Raw genomic sequence first — 14,934 nt, forward strand, 5'->3', positions numbered from 1 at the left:
GTGCTGAGATCAGGAAAGGATCTGGTCGAGCAGGAAATGTATTCCCTGCTGCCAATCCGGAAGATGGATGTCGAAGGTCTCGCGCAGCTTGCTCGTGTCAAGGCGCGAGTTCGCAGGCCGAGGAGCTGGTAGTGGATACTCGCTAGCCGGAATCGGCACAATGCTCTCGGGATCCGCCTTTAATGCTACGCCCTTGGACGCCGCATAGCGCAACACTTCAGTAGCATAGGCGTGCCAGGTGGTTTCGCCGCCGGCCGCCAGGTGATAGATGCCGGCCGGGAAGGCGGCGCGATCGCCCGCCAGCCAGTGGCGGGCGATGATCTGCGCGGTCACGTCGGCAATCAGCGCTGCCGTGGTCGGCGCGCCGAACTGGTCGGCAATCACACGCAGGCTATCGCGCTCGCGGCCCAGCTTGAGCATGGTCTTGGCAAAGTTGCCGCCATGGGCGCCCGCCACCCAGCAGGTGCGGAGCACCAACGCAGTGGCACCGGACGCTGCGATAGCCTGCTCGCCGGCCAGCTTGCTCTTGCCGTAGATGGATTGCGGGTCGACCGCATCCAGTTCGACATAGGGGCCCGCCTTGCGGCCATCGAACACGTAGTCGGTTGAATAGTGCACCAGCAAGCTGCCAAGCGCCTTTGCCTCCTCGGCCAGCACGCCGGCCGCGGCGCCATTGACAGCAAACGCGGCGTCGGCGTCCGTCTCGGCCTTGTCCACCGCGGTATAGGCGGCAGGATTGACGATCACATCGGGCCGGTACTGCCGAATCAGCTGGCGTAGCGTGTCCGGACGCGAGAGATCGCAAGCGGCACGATCAAGTGCGATCACATTGCCAAGCGGCGCCAGGCTCCGGCGGAGTTCGAATCCGACCTGGCCGTTGCTTCCTGTTACAAGAAGGGTAGGAATATATTGCGCCTTATACGGCATATTGCTTTGCCACCCAGTTCCGGTATTCACCGGACATCACATCTTGCACCCAGCCCTGGTTGTCCAGATACCACTGCACGGTCTTGCGCATGCCGGTCTCAAAAGTCTCGGCCGGCTTCCAGCCAAGCTCGCGCTCCAGTTTGCGCGCATCAATGGCATAGCGGCGGTCATGACCAGGACGGTCCTTGACGAACGTGATCTGATCCCGGTAGGAACCGGCCGCCTTCGGGCGCAGTTCGTCGAGCAGGTCGCAAAGGGTGTGGACCACGTCGAGATTGGTCTTCTCGTTCCAGCCGCCCACGTTGTACGTCTCACCCAGGCGGCCTCGCGCCAGCACTTCGCGGATGGCAGCGCAGTGGTCGCCCACATACAGCCAGTCGCGCACGTTCAGGCCATCGCCATAAACCGGCAAGGGCTTGCCGCCGAGTGCATTGGCGATGATCAACGGGATCAACTTCTCGGGGAAATGATAGGGCCCGTAGTTGTTGGAGCAGTTTGTGGTGAGAACCGGCAAGCCATAGGTGTGGTGGTAGGCCCGTACCAGATGGTCGGATGCTGCCTTCGATGCCGAATAGGGGCTGTTGGGCGCGTAGGCCGTAGTCTCGGAGAATTGCGGATCGCTAGCTTCGAGGGAACCGAAGACCTCGTCGGTGGAGACGTGCAGGAAGCGGAAGGATGCCCTGGCTTCGTCATCGAGCGCGCTCCAGTAGGCGCGCACGGCTTCGAGCAGGGTGAAGGTGCCGACAATATTGGTCTGGATGAACTCGCCGGGACCATGGATGGAGCGGTCGACATGGCTCTCGGCGGCAAAATGCACCACGGCACGGGGCTTGTAGGTCGTCAGCAACTGGTCCAGGGCGGCGCGGTCGCAGATATCCGTCTGCGAGAAGACATGGCGAGCGTCGCCGTCCAGCGAGGCAAGCGTCTTGCGGTTGCCTGCGTAGGTGAGCTTGTCGACATTGACAATGCCGTCGGTAGCCCCGGTGCCGAACCAGTTCAGAACGAAGTTGGCGCCGATGAACCCCGCACCGCCCGTAACGAGAATATGAGACAAAAGTTGTGCTCCCTGCCTATCGATATTTTTCGAGGACCCGACCAATGCCGAGCGCCCGCCTCGGTCCATTGTGGGGACGGCGGGATCTTAAGTACCTGCAGAAGTGGCGGTATTCTATCCGACCGGGGACGGGGCCTTACCCGGAACAGGCATCTTTTTGTAGCCTGTTGTAACGTCCCATCGGAAATTTCAGCACAATGTTGCCAATTCGAACCAGTTTACGTGTGTGATCATTCAGGCAATTTATTTTTGTGAACAATACACATCATTTTGCTGTAGGCGACCTCCAGGGTTGCGCGGGTTCGCTTGACGAACTCCTTTTCCAGCGCTTACCGGCCGACAGCCAGCTCCGCTTCGTAGGCGACCTGGTCAACCGCGGCCCGGCCTCGGCGCGCACGCTGCGCCTGGTCCGCCAGCTTGGCGAGCGCGCCGAATCCGTGCTCGGCAATCATGATATCCACCTGCTTGCCGTGGCTGCCGGCGTACGCAAGCGCGGCCGCAGCGACACCCTGGACGATATTCTTGAAGCCCCGGATTGCGATGATTTGCTCACATGGCTAAGGCACCGCCCATTGGCCATCCTTGAAAACGGTTTCCTGCTTGTGCACGCCGGCGTACTGCCCCAATGGACGGCCGAGCAGACCATGGAGCTGGCAGCGGAAGTGGAGCAAGCGCTGCGCGGCCCCAACTGGCAGGCTTTCCTGGCCGACATCTTCGGGAACGCGGCAGTTCGATGGGATGCAGGCCTGCGCGGCATCGAACGTCACCGCGTCGTGGTCAACGCCCTCACCCGCCTGCGCTTCTGCAGCGCGGACGGGGTGATGGACCTGAAGAGCAAGGAAGGTCCCGGCGGCACGCCGACGGGCCATATGCCCTGGTTCGACGTCCCCGGCCGCCTGACCCAAGACACCACCGTGGTTTGCGGACACTGGTCCACGCTTGGGCTGGTGATGCGCCCCAACCTCATGGCGCTGGACACGGGCTGCGTCTGGGGCGGCAAGCTCACAGCGGCGCGGCTGGCGACGGATCCGGCGCAGCGCTCGCTGATCCAGGTGGACTGTCCGCAATACTGCGATCCGCTCGCCTGACCCAGCGGCCGCGCAAGGGCTGGCTTACGGCGTGGCAGCCGGCTCGGGTGAACCCGTCCCCTCACCCACTTCGCCGAAGGCACGTTCGTTGCCGGCGCCGCCATTGACCCGCCCCGCCAGTTCGGCGGCATGTTGTTGCGCACCCTGGCTCAGGTGGGTTACCACTTCCCGGGCGGCCTCAGCCAGTTCGCGCCGGCTGGCGCTGGTGGCGGTCAGGGCTGGCGCGAAGCACAGCCTGGCGATGATCGGCGGCGCCCGCAAGATGGCGTCAAGTGTCTGCAGCAGGGTCAGGTCGCCGATATACGCCGGTGCTGTGGTCGGCTGGCCGGTCGCGGCATCCAGGTAGGCCAACCCGACCGGCTGCACCGGCAGCCCACCCGAGATCGGCGCCTGCATCAGGTTGGCGTGGAACGGCAGCACGCTGGCGCCATCCGTGGTCGTCCCCTCGGGAAACACGCAAACCAGGTCGCCCTGCAGCATCACGTCGGTAATGGCGTGCAGCACGCGGTGCGCATCGCGTTTGCGCGCACGTTCGATAAAGATGGTGCCGGTCTGCGCGCACAGCCAGCCGATCACGGGCCAGTCGCGGATTTCCGACTTGGCCACGAAGCGCACGGGCTGCCAGGTGTTGATGACGTAGATGTCCAGCCACGAAATGTGGTTGCAAACCACCATGGCGCCATGCGGCGGCGCCTGCCCAGGCTGCAGCCCCTGCACCTCGACCGTGATCCCGCAGATCCCCAGCAGCCGGCGCGACCAGCGCCGGATATGCCACTGGCGCGACTCGACACCCAGCCACGGGAACAGCACGGCGCAGGTGACCATGCCGCGCAGCAGGTGCAGGATCAACGCGGCTTTCCGTAGCCAGATCATGCAATCCCCGCCGGCGGGCCTGCGTCAATCGTCTTGCCCGTGTCCACTCGGCCCGGCATGACGCTCAGTGCAGTTCGTAGACGACGTGGCCGCCGACCAGCGTGGCGCGCACGCGGCCACGCATGTCGTAGCCCAGCCACGGCGAATTCTTGCCCTGGCTCTTGAGCACGCGCCGCTCGACCTTCCACTCCTGCTCGGGATGGAAGATGCAGATATCGGCCGCGCTGCCCGCGCTCAGCGTGCCGGCCGCCAGGCCCAGCACGCGGGCCGGTTCGGCGGTGATGCGCGCCAGCGCCTTGGACAGCGGAACCTTGTGTTCCTCGGCCCAGCGCAGCGTCAGCGGCAGCAGCAACTCCAGCCCGGTGGCGCCGGGCGAGGCCTCGGCGAAGGGCAGCAGTTTTTCATCGTCGTCCACCGGGGTGTGGTCCGAGCACAGGGCGTCGATGGTGCCATCGGCAAGACCTGCCACGATGGCGTCGCGATCACGCGCGCTGCGCAGCGGCGGCGAGAAGCGCATCTGCGAGTTGAAGTAACCGATATCCATGTCGGTCAGCGACACGTGATGGATGTTGACGTCGCAACTCACCGCGAGGCCTTCGCGCTTGGCCTGGCGCACCAGTTCGATGCCGGCAGCCGAAGACAGCCTGCACAGGTGCACGCGCGCGCCACTGCTGCGCATCAGCTCGAAGATGGTGTGCAGGCGCACCGTCTCGGCAATCACCGACATGCCGGACAGGCCCAGGCGCGATGCCACCGCGCCGCTGGCGGCCACGCCGCCCCCGAGGTAGGGATCTTCCGGGCGCAGCCATACCGTGAAGCCGAAGGTCTGCGCGTACTGCAGCGCGCGCAGCAGCACCTGGGTATTCCGGATCGGCGCCTCGGCCTGCGAGAAGCCGATGCAGCCGGCCTCGGTCAGTTGCGACATCTCGGTCAGCGTCTCGCCCTTCAGGCCCAGCGTCAGCGCGCCCAGCGGGTAGACGTGGGTCTGGTTGAGCGTGCGGGCGCGGTACTTGAGCATTTCGACCAGGCCGGGCTCGTCGAGCACGGGGTCGGTGTCGGGCGGGCAGACCAGGCTGGTCACGCCGCCGGCGGTGGCTGCCGCCACTTCGGATTCCAGTGTGGCCTTGTACTCATACCCGGGCTCGCGCAGGCGCGCGGAGAGGTCGACCAGACCGGGGCAGACGATCAGCCCGGTCGCGTCGATGGTCTTGTTGGCATTGAAGTCCGCCGGCGCGCTGCCCACGCCGACGACCTTGCCGGCGGCGATGTAAAGGTCTTGCTGCGCATCGACGTTCGCGGCCGGGTCGATCAGGCGGCCGCCCTTGATGTGGATCTTCATATCGTGTCGCTTGGCTTGTATTCGGTTGTTCTGGCTTGCCTGGACCTTGTCGGCCGGGCGCTATCAGTCGCGATATCAGTCGTGGTTTCCGGCCACGATGCCCATCACGGCCATGCGTACCGCAATGCCGAAGGTCACCTGGTTGAGGATCACGGATTGCGGGCCGTCCGCCACGGCGGAGTCGATCTCCACGCCGCGGTTCATCGGGCCGGGGTGCATCACGATGGCATCGGGCTTCGCCCGCGCCAGGCGCTCCGGCGTCAGGCCGTAGGCCTTGAAGTACTCCTGCGCCGACGGCAGCAGCGCCCCGCTCATGCGCTCGTTCTGCAGGCGCAGCATGATCACCACGTCCACGCCCTTGAGCCCCTCTTCCATATTGTGGAAGACGCGCACACCCATCTGCTCCAGCCCCGAGGGCAGCAGCGTGCGCGGGCCGATGGCGCGCACTTCAGGCACGCCCAGCGTGGTCAGCGCATGGATGTCGGAGCGCGCCACGCGGGAGTGCAGGATGTCTCCCACGATCGCGACCGTCAGGTTGGTGAAGTCCTTCTTGTAATGGCGGATGGTGTACATGTCGAGCAGCCCCTGCGTGGGGTGCGCGTGACGGCCGTCGCCGGCGTTGATGACATGCACATGCGGCGCGACATGCTCGGCGATCAGGTAGGGCGCGCCGGAACTGGCGTGGCGCACCACGAACATGTCGGCCGACATCGCCGACAGGTTGTTGATGGTGTCGAGCAGCGATTCGCCCTTGCTGGTGGACGAGGCGTTGATGTTCAGGTTCAGCACATCCGCCGATAGCCGCTTGGCGGCGATCTCGAAGGTGGTGCGGGTGCGCGTGGAGTTCTCGAAGAACAGGTTGAACACGCTTTTGCCGCGCAACAGCGGCACCTTCTTCACATCGCGGTCCGAGTCGGACAGAGAGACGAACTGGCTGGCAGTGTCGAGGATGTGCGCGACCATCTCGCGCGACAAGCCCTCGATCGAAAGCAAATGCTTGAGCTCGCCGTTCTTGGTCAGTTGCGGGTTGCGGAACGTCTTGATCATGGCAGGTAGAAAGGGCCGGGCGGTGGCGATTGACTGGTCTGGAGCGTGCGGTTCTGGCGCCCCGTTACCGGGGCGCGGGGCGCGTGTCTGGCTGGGCAGGCTTAGTTGCCGGTGGCCTCGTTGGCAAAGGCAAAGCGCATGTCCGCGCCGGTACCCTCGTGCGACAGGACCAGCGTGGTACCGGGTGGCAGGTCGACGTGCGCGGCGACGAAATCGGCAGCCGCCGGCAGTTCGCGTCCGCCGCGATCGACCAGCACCGCCAGCGCCACGCGCGCGGGGCGGCCATAGTCGAACAATTCGTTGACGGCGGCGCGGATGGTGCGGCCGGTGGCCAGCACATCGTCGATCAGCAGGATCTTGCGGTCCTGCACGTCGAAGGGCAGCGTGGTCGGCTGGGCCTGGCTATGCAGGCCCTTCTTGGCATAGTCGTCGCGGTGGAAGGCGACGTTGATGACGCCGTGGGCCGCCAGCTGCAGGTCCGCGGCGAGCCGCTCGGCAATCCAGGCGCCGCCGGAGTAGATGCCGGCTACCGACCATTGCGCGCGTTCGGCGGCGGGCAGCGCGGCCTGCACCTGGTCACGCAGCGCATGGTAGAGCGCCTCGGCGTCGGGAGAGGAAGTCTGGGTCATAGCGGATGCTGGTCGAAGTACTGTTGCAGGATGATGCTGGCGGCCTCGGCGTCGAGCGCGCCCTTGCGGGCGCCGGCCATCTCGGCGGCGATCGACGTGTAACGCTCGTCCACCCACTCCACCGGCAGCCCGAAGCGGCCGTGCAGCTGATTGCCGAAGCGGCGCGCGAGCCGCATCGATGGCTGCTCGGTGCCGTCCGGGTTGACAGGCATGCCCACCACCAGTTGCACCGGCGCCCATTCCTTGATGAGCGCGGTCACGGCCTCGAAGCGGCCTTCCACTGTGATGTTGGGGATGATGACAAGCGCACGGGCCTCGCGCGTGACAAAGTTGCCAAGCGCGACGCCGATCTTTTTTTCGCCGTAATCGAATGCCAGGACGGTGCCGTCGGTGGGCAGCGGGCGCGGCGCTGGCGCCGCCCCTGCCTCAGGCATGCCCGGCCTCGCCCGAGAGCATGGTGAAATCGATGCCCAGCAGGCGGATGGCGGCGGCAAAGCGTTCCTCGGGCGGCACGCTGAAGATGATTTCGGGATCGGCCTGGACAGTCAGCCAGCCATTGCGGCTGAGTTCTTCCTCGAGCTGCCCCGCGCCCCAGCCGGCATAGCCGAGCGTGAGCAGGAAGCGGTGCGGGCCGCTGCCGTTGGCCACGGCCTCCAGCACGTCCTTTGAGGTGGTCATCTCCAGTCCGCCCGGCACGGCCAGGGACGAGACGTAGATGCCGACCGGATCGTGCAGCACGAAGCCCCGCTCGGTCTGCACCGGCCCGCCGAAGTAGACGGGCTGCTGCGCCACCGGCTGGATCTCCAGCTTGAGGTCGATCTTGTCGAACAAGGTGGCCATATCGATGTCGATAGGCCGATTGATCACCAGGCCCAGCGCGCCGCGGTCATTGTGCTCGCACAAGTAGACGACGGAACCCGAAAAAGTCGGGTCTGCCATGCCGGGCATGGCAATCAGGAACTGATTGGTGAGATTGATTGGGGCTTCCAGCGTCGCCATCCCTGCATTTTATCAAATCGTTGCCATCCTTCCGGAAAAGATTCGCGAATGCCGCATTGCAGCATCCCGACGCTTCCCGGTGCGCTTTCCTGCCGGCCCTCTTCCCTACTCTTTGCGCGTGAGCGCGGCCAGGTCTTCCGGCGTGAGCCAGCGCCACTCGCCCAGCGCCAGCGTCGGCTCCAGCACGAGCCCGCCGATGGCGCTGCGGTGCAGGGCTTCCACATGGTTGCCGGCCGCGGCCACCATCCGCTTGACCTGATGGTATTTGCCTTCGGTCAGGCTGAGGCGCAGGCTGCGCTCGCCGGTGGCCTCGCAGGCGGAGGCAGCGATCGACACGGGTTCGTCGTCCAGCTTCACGCCCGCCAGCAGGGCATCGACCTGCGCCTGGGTGACCGGCTCGGCTGTTGTCACCTCGTAGACCTTGGGTACCTTCTTCTTGGGCGAAGTCTGGGCATGGATGAACTGGCCGTCGTCCGACAGCAGCAGCAGGCCGGTGGTGTCCTGGTCCAGCCGCCCCACCGCCTGCACCTCGCGCTGGCGCAGCGGCACGGGCAGCAGGTTGTACACGCTGGGATGGTGCCGCGGCCGTTGCGAGCATTCGTAGCCCACCGGCTTGTTCAGCAGCAGGTAGGCCTTGGTGTGGCCGATCCACTCCTCGCCGTCCACGGTCAGGCGCAGTCCGTCGACTTCGAACTTTGCGCCGGGATCCTCGCACAGGACGCCGTCGACCTCCACCAGGCCGGCGCCGATCAGGTCGCCGCAATAGCGGCGGGTCCCGAAGCCCTGGGATTGAAGGATGCGGTCGAGTGTCATGGCCATGGCTTGCTTCTTGATATCTGAATTCTGGATTACTGGTGCGGCGCCGCCGGAGCCGCGCCTCTGCCCGGCTTGCCGGGGGCTGTCCGCGGTGCGGCGCCCCCCTGCCGGTATGGTAGGGTAACAGGCTTCTTCTGCCCGTTTCCGGAGCGTCCGATCTTGCCCTCGCCCACCGCCGATATGCGCCAGCCCTACCGGATCGGCCGGCGGTTCGCGCGCGGGCTGGCCTGGTTCCGGCGCGACCTGCGCGCCGACGATCACGCGGCGCTGCATTATGCCCTCAAGCACTGCCGCCAGGTATGGTGCTTGTTCGTATTCGACCGCGAGATCCTGGATCCGCTGCTGGCACGCGACCTGGCCGCCGACCGTCGGGTGGCATTCATTCTCGCCTCGCTGGCACCCCTCGATGCCGCCCTGCGCGCCGCCGGCGGTGGCCTGATCGTGCTGCACGACCACGCGCGCAAGGCCGTTCCCGCGCTGGCCGCCGAACTGGGCGCCGAAGCCGTGTTCGCCAACCATGACTACGAACCCGCCGCGCAGGCCCGCGATGCCGAGGTGCGGCAAACGCTCGCGGACCAGTCCTGCGCCTTCTTTACCTTCAAGGACCAGGTGATCTTCGAGCGGGATGAGATCCTGACCGGCCAGGGCAAGCCATTCTCGGTATTCACGCCCTATAAGAACGCCTGGCTCAAGGCGCTGCTGCCGTTCGACCTCAAGCCCTATCCGGTCGGGCCGTATCTGAAAACGCTGGCTCCCGTACCCCGGCCGTATACGCGGCCGCTGCCTGCACTGGCGTCTCTGGGATTCGCTCCCTCCAACCTCGCCGAGATCGCCATGCCCGCCGGCAGCCCCGGCGCCCACGCGCTATTCGACGAGTTCTCCTGCCGCATGGGCGACTACGCGCACCGGCGCGACTTCCCCGCCCTGCGCGGCCCGAGCTACCTGTCGGTCCACCTGCGCTTTGGCACCCTGTCGATCCGCACGCTGGCCCGCGCCGCCCACGCCGCCATGCTGCGCGGCGGCGCGGAAAGCGCGGGCGCCGCTACCTGGCTATCGGAACTGATCTGGCGGGATTTCTATTTCATGATCCTGCACCACCATCCGCGCGTTGCCGGGGGCCATGCCTTCCACGCCGGCTACGACACCATCCGCTGGCTCGGCGGCGAGACCGGCGAGCGCTATTTCCAGGCCTGGTGTGACGCGCGGACCGGCTATCCGCTGGTGGACGCGGCCATGCTGCAGATCCGGCAAAGCGGTTACATGCACAACCGGCTGCGGATGGTGGTGGCGAGTTTCCTGGTCAAGGATCTGGGCGTGGACTGGCGGCGGGGGGAGCAGTACTTTGCCGACCAGCTGAACGACTTCGATTTCTCGGCAAACAATGGCGGCTGGCAGTGGGCCGCGTCCACGGGCTGCGATGCCCAGCCCTACTTCCGGATCTTCAACCCGACCACGCAATCGGAAAAGTTCGATCCGCAGGGACGGTTTATCCGGAAGTACCTGCCGCAACTGGCGCGGTTGCCGGACAAGTACATACATGCGCCGTGGACGGCTTCGGAGGACGTGCTGCTGGCGGCCGGAATCAGGCTCGGGGAACACTACCCGCGGCCCATCGTCCAGCATGACGTTGCCCGGAAGGAGACATTGGCGCGGTATGCGGTGGTGAAGGAGAAGGCCGGGATTGGGACGGCCTGAAAAACCCGAGACGCAGCTCTCCCCTCAGGGGGAGAGGGGAGCCCCCTCAACCAAACCCTCACGCCGCCAGAATCGCACTCTCCCGATAGTGCTTCTGCGCCTCGTCGGGCCGCTCGGTTTCCTCAAACATCTTGGCCAGCGCCAGATGCGCCCGAACCCGCAGCCTGCGCTGCGAGTCCACATCCGCATAGCGCAACGCCCGCTCAAAACTCGACTGCGCCTTGCCCCACAGCTTCTCTCCAAGGCAAAGCACACCCAGCGTGAAGTAAAGGTCCGCATCAACCGGATGCTGCGCCAGCCATTTCTCCGCCTGCTGGATCTGCGGCAGCGCACGTCCCGGCTCGGCGCACTCCGCATAGCGCAATACCAGCCGGCTATCCCAGTTGACCTTGAGCGCATCCTCGACAATCTTGCGCGCCTCATCCTGCCGGCCCAGCGCGGCGAAATAGCGCGCCGCGGGTTCGGCGATGCGGGCCGCGCGCCGTTCGTCGGTCGATAGCGAGCGCCAGAAGTCATGCAGCGCGTCGCCGTCGTGGCGGCGCTCTTCCAGCAGGGCTTCGCAGGCCATCTGTTTGAGACGCAGCGCCAGCACCGGATGCAGCGCATTGCGCTTTTCCAGCGAGCGCGCCAGGCGCAGGACTTCGGTCCAGTTCTTCAGGTGCTGGTGGGCCCGCAGCGCGATACGCTGCACGTGGATCTGGCGCGCGCCCTGCGCCTGCAGTTGGGCGATGGTTTCCAGCGCGCCGTCGGCATCGCGCGCGTCGACCAGCAACTCGGCCATCGACACCAGCCGCGCCTGTTCGCGCTCGGGATCGGTCACCTGCGCCATCCAGGCATCGCGCCGCTCGGTTTCCTGCATGCGGTGTGCCGCGCGCGCGCCGATCAGCGCCGCGGTCTGGGCCTGCTCGGGCCAGGCCTGGGCTTCACGCGCGGTGCGTTCGGCGCGGGCGAAACGGCCGGCGAAGAGGTTCTCGATCGCCTCGCGCAAGGCGGCCTGCGCCCGGTTCATGCGGCTGCGCTCGCGATACGCGGCGGCGCGCGCCGGCATCTCGGACAGGTGCCGCACGGTGGTGAGGATGGTCCAGACCACGAAGAACGTCAGCAGCAGCAACGCCAGTGCCAGGTTCAGCGAGAGTTCGACCCGGTAAGGCGGGTAGAACAGGACCACGTTGCTTTGGTTGAATTGCGAGAACAGCGCCAGCCCGACCGCGCCGCCAAACAGGATAGCCACCCAGAAAAGAAGCCGCATGCGCTACTCCTTCTTGAGTGCCTGCAGCGCGCCGAGGCTTTCCGCCATGGTCGGCAACTGCACCGTGACGGCACCAGCCTGGGCCTGCTTGAGCAGGGTCAGCGCGGCCTGCACGCGGCGCGACTTGGTGTCGAAATAGCGCCCCAGCATGGCTTGCGCGGCCGCAAGGTCATTGCGGAACACCGGCTCGTTGCGCGACAGCAGCGCCAACCGGGCATTGAGCAGGCGCAGCTTGACGTTCTCGCGCAGGAACCAGCCCTGGTCGCCGGTCAGCAGCAAGGCCTGGGCATCGTCCACGCGCCGGATGCGGATAACCTGCATCAGCTCGTCGCGCACGCTGGTCCACAGGCCGCCAAACCATTTGCCGACCGTGTTGCCGGCCAGTGCCGGCTCGGCCTTGGCGGCATTCCTGGCGCCCTTGCCGGTGGCTGCCTTTGCGGCCGTATCGGCCTTATCGGTTTTTTCCGCTTTTTCGGCCACCTCTGCCTTTGCGTCCGATTTGCGCGCATCGGCTTCGCTGCGCTCGAGCATGCGCTCGCTCGACAGCAGTGGCAGCGTGTCGATCTGGTTGATGGCTTCGTCGAGCTTGATGGCGGCGCCGGTCAGGTCGGTATCCGGCACGGCTTTCATGCGCGCCACATCGCGTGCGATGGCCCGGCGCAGCAGGTTGTATTGCGGCTTGTCAGTGCGTGCCAGGCGCGTATCGGCGCTTTGCAGCGCCGCCAGCGCGACCTGCACATTGCCTGTCAGCTGCAGTTGCTGGCCCGCGTTGGTCAGCAGTTGCTGGATCTCCGCGATCTCCCAGTCGTCACGGTTGCGCATCAGGTCCTGGTAGACCTGCTCCAGCGCGGCTTGCTTGTCGCGCGCCTCGCCCACCTGCCCGTCCAGCGCGCCAACCTTGGCCTGCAACTCCTTCACGGTTTCCTGCGCATTGCGCGACAGCACGCGGGTTTCCTGCACCAGCGCATCGTTGCTCTGCTGGCGCCGCGCCAGCTCCTGGGTCAGGTGGTCGACGCGCTGCTGCAACCACCAGAACCCGCCACCAATGGCGAGGATCAACAGGAGCAGCAGCACCCACCACGGGTTGATGCGAGGCGTGCCGCGGACGGGCAGCGGGGCACCAGCCGCGGGGGGCGGACTGGAGGCGGGAGGAGCGGTATTGTCTTGCGTCACGCGATCGACCTTCGTTGACGTTGCGGGCGGTGGATTGATTAGCGGGTCCGGCGCAAGCACCGGCGGCGGTGCCACGGCCGGGACTGACGCCGGGGCGACCGGTGGCGCAGGCATCGGCTCCGGCGGACCGGCATGCGCCTGCGCCCACTGGCGGCAAGCCGCCAGCAGGCCATCGTCCCCCGGCGCCGCGCGCAGCAGGTGCGAGAACCCCAGGGCCTGGGCCTGTTCGGCGATTCTCGCATGGGGCGCGATGCACTGCACCTGGCGCAGGCAAGCCAGTTCTTGCGGGCTCAGCGCCTGGCGCGCCATTTCATCGAGATTGCGCACCGCCTCGGAACTGGTCAGCAGCCACGCCTGCGGCGGCGCGCCCGGCTTGAGGCCGTCGCGCACGGCCTGCCATTGCATGCTGCCGGGCGCGGGGACGGAGCGCTGGTAGGCCTCGACCGCGTGCACCTCGGCGCCCGCGCTGCGCAGGCGTTCGGCCAGCCAGTCGCGTCCCCCGTTGCCACGGATGATCAGGACCTGGCGCCCTTGCAGGGCGCCGGCATCAAGCTGGGCCTCGAGTTGCTGCCACAGCGCCTCGGAATCGAAGCGGGCTTCGGCGCCTTCGCCACCATTGGCGGCATCACCGTTGTCGGCCTCATGGCCGGTCGTGCAGCCGGCGGGCGCGATCACCCGGCAGGCAGGCGCGGCAATGCCACGCTCGGCCAGTGCGGCCACGCTGGCCGGGCCGACCACGGCTACCGGCACGGATTCAGGCCATTGCGCTACCGGGTTGTCCTGAACCTGGGCCAGCGCGTCAAGCGCGAAAGCCACCGCATTGGGGCTGACAAAGACCACCAGCGCAAAGTTCGCCAGTTGCGCCAGCGCCGCGCGCAAGGGCGCATCGTCGGCCGCGGGGCCGATCGCCAGCAGGGGAAAGCCAAGCACGTCCAGGCCCGCGGCCGACAAGGCCTCGGTAAGGTGCCGGGACTGCCCGGCGGGTCGTGTTACAACGACGGTCGGGCGGGGCATGGGCCGGTCTCAGGCAGGAGGAGCTTGATGGGAGGCGGGATCCGCCAGCGTCGCCAGGATCTCGGCTGCGCCTTGTCCCAGCAGATCCTGGGCGACGGCCTTGCCGAGCGCTTCCGCCTGGCGGGGTGCATCGGCACCCTCAACCACCGCTTCGGACCGGGCCCGCACGCTGCGGCTGCCGTCGGGCAACGCCACGAAGGCCTCGATCTTCAGCGTTGCGCCATCCCAGCTTGCGTGGGCTGCCAATGGCACCTGGCAGGAACCGCCCAGCATGCGCGACACGGCGCGCTCGGCGGTAACGGCCAGCGCGCTGGGCGCATGGTTGAGCGGTGCCAGCCAGGCGGCCAGCTCAGGACGGCCGGCCGGAATCTCGATGCCAAGCGCGCCCTGCCCCGCGGCCGGCAGCGAGCTGACGGGATCGAGCACGGCGCGGATGCGATCGCCCAGGCCCAGGCGCTTGAGGCCGGCGGCGGCCAGGATGATGGCGCCATAATCGCCGCGATCGAGCTTGCCGAGCCGGGTGTCGAGATTGCCACGCAGCGGCTGGATCACAAGATGCGGGTAGCGGGTGCGCAGCGCGGCCTCGCGGCGCAGGCTGGAAGTGCCGACCACGGTACCTGCTGGCATGTCTTCGAGCGAGCCGAAGCGGGCCGAAACCAGCGCGTCTCGCGGATCCTCGCGTTCCATGATGGCAGCCAGGGCAAAGCCTTCAGGTAACTCCATCGGCACATCTTTCAGGGAGTGCACGGCGAGGTCGGCGCGGCCTTCGGCCATCGCGATCTCGAGTTCCTTTACAAACAGGCCCTTGCCGCCGACTTTGGACAAGGTACGGTCTAGAATCTGATCTCCGCGCGTAGTCATTCCGAGAATGGACACATCGCACGCGGGATAGTATTGTTGCAACGCAGCACGCACATGCTCGGCCTGCCACATAGCCAGACGGCTTTCGCGGGAGGCGATGACTAGCTTGCGCGGCGCAGCGCTGGAGGAAGACGGGGGGACGGATGCTTGCATCCGCGAATGTTAGCACG

The 14,934-nt window shown here is 66.6% G+C and carries 14 protein-coding genes; 2 read left to right on the forward strand and 12 right to left on the reverse strand.

Features of this window, described 5'->3' with window-relative positions:
• Nucleotides 1-9: 9 nt before the first annotated feature.
• Both rfbD and rfbB read right to left on the reverse strand, forming a co-directional pair.
• On the reverse strand, nt 10-927 hold the full coding sequence (rfbD, locus tag ACZY0R_RS32035; protein ID WP_488864124.1) for a dTDP-4-dehydrorhamnose reductase: 918 nt from the start codon (nt 925-927) through the stop codon (nt 10-12).
• Nucleotides 917-1,981: a dTDP-glucose 4,6-dehydratase gene (gene rfbB, locus ACZY0R_RS32040; RefSeq protein ID WP_488864126.1), complete on the reverse strand. Its 1,065-nt coding sequence runs from the start codon at nt 1,979-1,981 to the stop codon at nt 917-919. Before rfbB ends, rfbD begins: the two co-directional genes overlap by 11 nt.
• A gap of 251 nt (nt 1,982-2,232) precedes the next feature.
• On the opposite strand from rfbB, the gene ACZY0R_RS32045 reads away from it, so the two are divergent.
• On the forward strand, nt 2,233-3,069 hold the full coding sequence (locus ACZY0R_RS32045) for a symmetrical bis(5'-nucleosyl)-tetraphosphatase (RefSeq protein WP_488864128.1): 837 nt from the start codon (nt 2,233-2,235) through the stop codon (nt 3,067-3,069).
• Nucleotides 3,070-3,093: 24 nt separating this feature from the next.
• Here ACZY0R_RS32045 and ACZY0R_RS32050 read toward each other — a convergent pair whose 3' ends face one another.
• The 7 genes from ACZY0R_RS32050 to ACZY0R_RS32080 all read right to left on the reverse strand — a co-directional run bounded on the left by ACZY0R_RS32050 (nt 3,094) and on the right by ACZY0R_RS32080 (nt 8,769).
• Nucleotides 3,094-3,942, reverse strand: a complete 849-nt coding sequence (locus ACZY0R_RS32050; protein WP_488864130.1) for a lysophospholipid acyltransferase family protein — start codon at nt 3,940-3,942, stop codon at nt 3,094-3,096.
• A gap of 64 nt (nt 3,943-4,006) precedes the next feature.
• The gene (locus ACZY0R_RS32055; protein ID WP_488864132.1) at nt 4,007-5,281 is read right to left on the reverse strand and encodes a dihydroorotase; all 1,275 of its coding nucleotides are present in this window, start codon (nt 5,279-5,281) and stop codon (nt 4,007-4,009) included.
• Between the two features lie 75 nt (nt 5,282-5,356).
• A complete protein-coding gene (locus ACZY0R_RS32060) occupies nt 5,357-6,328 on the reverse strand; it encodes an aspartate carbamoyltransferase catalytic subunit (protein WP_276286380.1) in 972 nt (323 codons plus the stop codon).
• 101 nt (nt 6,329-6,429) lie between these two features.
• The gene (gene pyrR / locus ACZY0R_RS32065) at nt 6,430-6,957 is read right to left on the reverse strand and encodes a bifunctional pyr operon transcriptional regulator/uracil phosphoribosyltransferase PyrR (RefSeq protein WP_441624969.1); all 528 of its coding nucleotides are present in this window, start codon (nt 6,955-6,957) and stop codon (nt 6,430-6,432) included.
• Nucleotides 6,954-7,391: a Holliday junction resolvase RuvX gene (gene ruvX, locus ACZY0R_RS32070; RefSeq protein WP_035863793.1), complete on the reverse strand. Its 438-nt coding sequence runs from the start codon at nt 7,389-7,391 to the stop codon at nt 6,954-6,956. Before ruvX ends, pyrR begins: the two co-directional genes overlap by 4 nt.
• A complete protein-coding gene (locus ACZY0R_RS32075) occupies nt 7,384-7,956 on the reverse strand; it encodes a YqgE/AlgH family protein (protein ID WP_035863791.1) in 573 nt (190 codons plus the stop codon). Before ACZY0R_RS32075 ends, ruvX begins: the two co-directional genes overlap by 8 nt.
• A 105-nt stretch (nt 7,957-8,061) precedes the next feature.
• Nucleotides 8,062-8,769 (reverse strand): pseudouridine synthase, encoded by a 708-nt coding sequence (locus ACZY0R_RS32080; RefSeq protein ID WP_488866286.1) that lies wholly within the window; start codon nt 8,767-8,769, stop codon nt 8,062-8,064.
• Between the two features lie 183 nt (nt 8,770-8,952).
• Here ACZY0R_RS32080 and ACZY0R_RS32085 point away from each other — a divergent pair, with 183 nt between their 5' ends.
• On the forward strand, nt 8,953-10,467 hold the full coding sequence (locus tag ACZY0R_RS32085) for a cryptochrome/photolyase family protein (RefSeq protein ID WP_488866288.1): 1,515 nt from the start codon (nt 8,953-8,955) through the stop codon (nt 10,465-10,467).
• 58 nt (nt 10,468-10,525) lie between these two features.
• Here ACZY0R_RS32085 and ACZY0R_RS32090 read toward each other — a convergent pair whose 3' ends face one another.
• Genes ACZY0R_RS32090 through hemC form a run of 3 tightly spaced genes read right to left on the reverse strand, consistent with a single transcriptional unit; the run spans nt 10,526 to nt 14,917 of the window.
• Nucleotides 10,526-11,716: a heme biosynthesis protein HemY gene (locus ACZY0R_RS32090; protein WP_488864135.1), complete on the reverse strand. Its 1,191-nt coding sequence runs from the start codon at nt 11,714-11,716 to the stop codon at nt 10,526-10,528.
• 3 nt (nt 11,717-11,719) lie between these two features.
• Complete coding sequence (gene hemDX, locus ACZY0R_RS32095; protein WP_488864137.1) at nt 11,720-13,903, reverse strand: fused uroporphyrinogen-III synthase HemD/membrane protein HemX; 2,184 nt, start codon at nt 13,901-13,903, stop codon at nt 11,720-11,722.
• 9 nt (nt 13,904-13,912) lie between these two features.
• Nucleotides 13,913-14,917 carry a hydroxymethylbilane synthase gene (hemC, locus tag ACZY0R_RS32100; protein ID WP_488864139.1) on the reverse strand — a complete coding sequence of 335 codons (1,005 nt, stop codon included), beginning with the start codon at nt 14,915-14,917 and terminating at the stop codon, nt 13,913-13,915.
• Nucleotides 14,918-14,934: the final 17 nt, after the last annotated feature.

It is taken from the genome of Cupriavidus sp. F041 (assembly GCF_057814235.1).

What these genes read in the sequence shown, in the direction of transcription:
- hemDX (WP_488864137.1), bottom strand. Translation starts at nt 13,903, where the DNA reads ATGCCCCGCCCGACCGTCGTTGTAACACGACCCGCCGGGCAGTCCCGG.
- ACZY0R_RS32075 (WP_035863791.1), bottom strand. Translation starts at nt 7,956, where the DNA reads ATGGCGACGCTGGAAGCCCCAATCAATCTCACCAATCAGTTCCTGATT.
- ruvX (WP_035863793.1), bottom strand. Translation starts at nt 7,391, where the DNA reads ATGCCTGAGGCAGGGGCGGCGCCAGCGCCGCGCCCGCTGCCCACCGAC.
- pyrR (WP_441624969.1), bottom strand. Translation starts at nt 6,957, where the DNA reads ATGACCCAGACTTCCTCTCCCGACGCCGAGGCGCTCTACCATGCGCTG.
- ACZY0R_RS32050 (WP_488864130.1), bottom strand. Translation starts at nt 3,942, where the DNA reads ATGATCTGGCTACGGAAAGCCGCGTTGATCCTGCACCTGCTGCGCGGC.
- ACZY0R_RS32085 (WP_488866288.1), top strand. Translation starts at nt 8,953, where the DNA reads ATGCGCCAGCCCTACCGGATCGGCCGGCGGTTCGCGCGCGGGCTGGCC.
- ACZY0R_RS32080 (WP_488866286.1), bottom strand. Translation starts at nt 8,769, where the DNA reads ATGACACTCGACCGCATCCTTCAATCCCAGGGCTTCGGGACCCGCCGC.
- rfbD (WP_488864124.1), bottom strand. Translation starts at nt 927, where the DNA reads ATGCCGTATAAGGCGCAATATATTCCTACCCTTCTTGTAACAGGAAGC.
- ACZY0R_RS32090 (WP_488864135.1), bottom strand. Translation starts at nt 11,716, where the DNA reads ATGCGGCTTCTTTTCTGGGTGGCTATCCTGTTTGGCGGCGCGGTCGGG.
- ACZY0R_RS32055 (WP_488864132.1), bottom strand. Translation starts at nt 5,281, where the DNA reads ATGAAGATCCACATCAAGGGCGGCCGCCTGATCGACCCGGCCGCGAAC.
- ACZY0R_RS32060 (WP_276286380.1), bottom strand. Translation starts at nt 6,328, where the DNA reads ATGATCAAGACGTTCCGCAACCCGCAACTGACCAAGAACGGCGAGCTC.
- hemC (WP_488864139.1), bottom strand. Translation starts at nt 14,917, where the DNA reads ATGCAAGCATCCGTCCCCCCGTCTTCCTCCAGCGCTGCGCCGCGCAAG.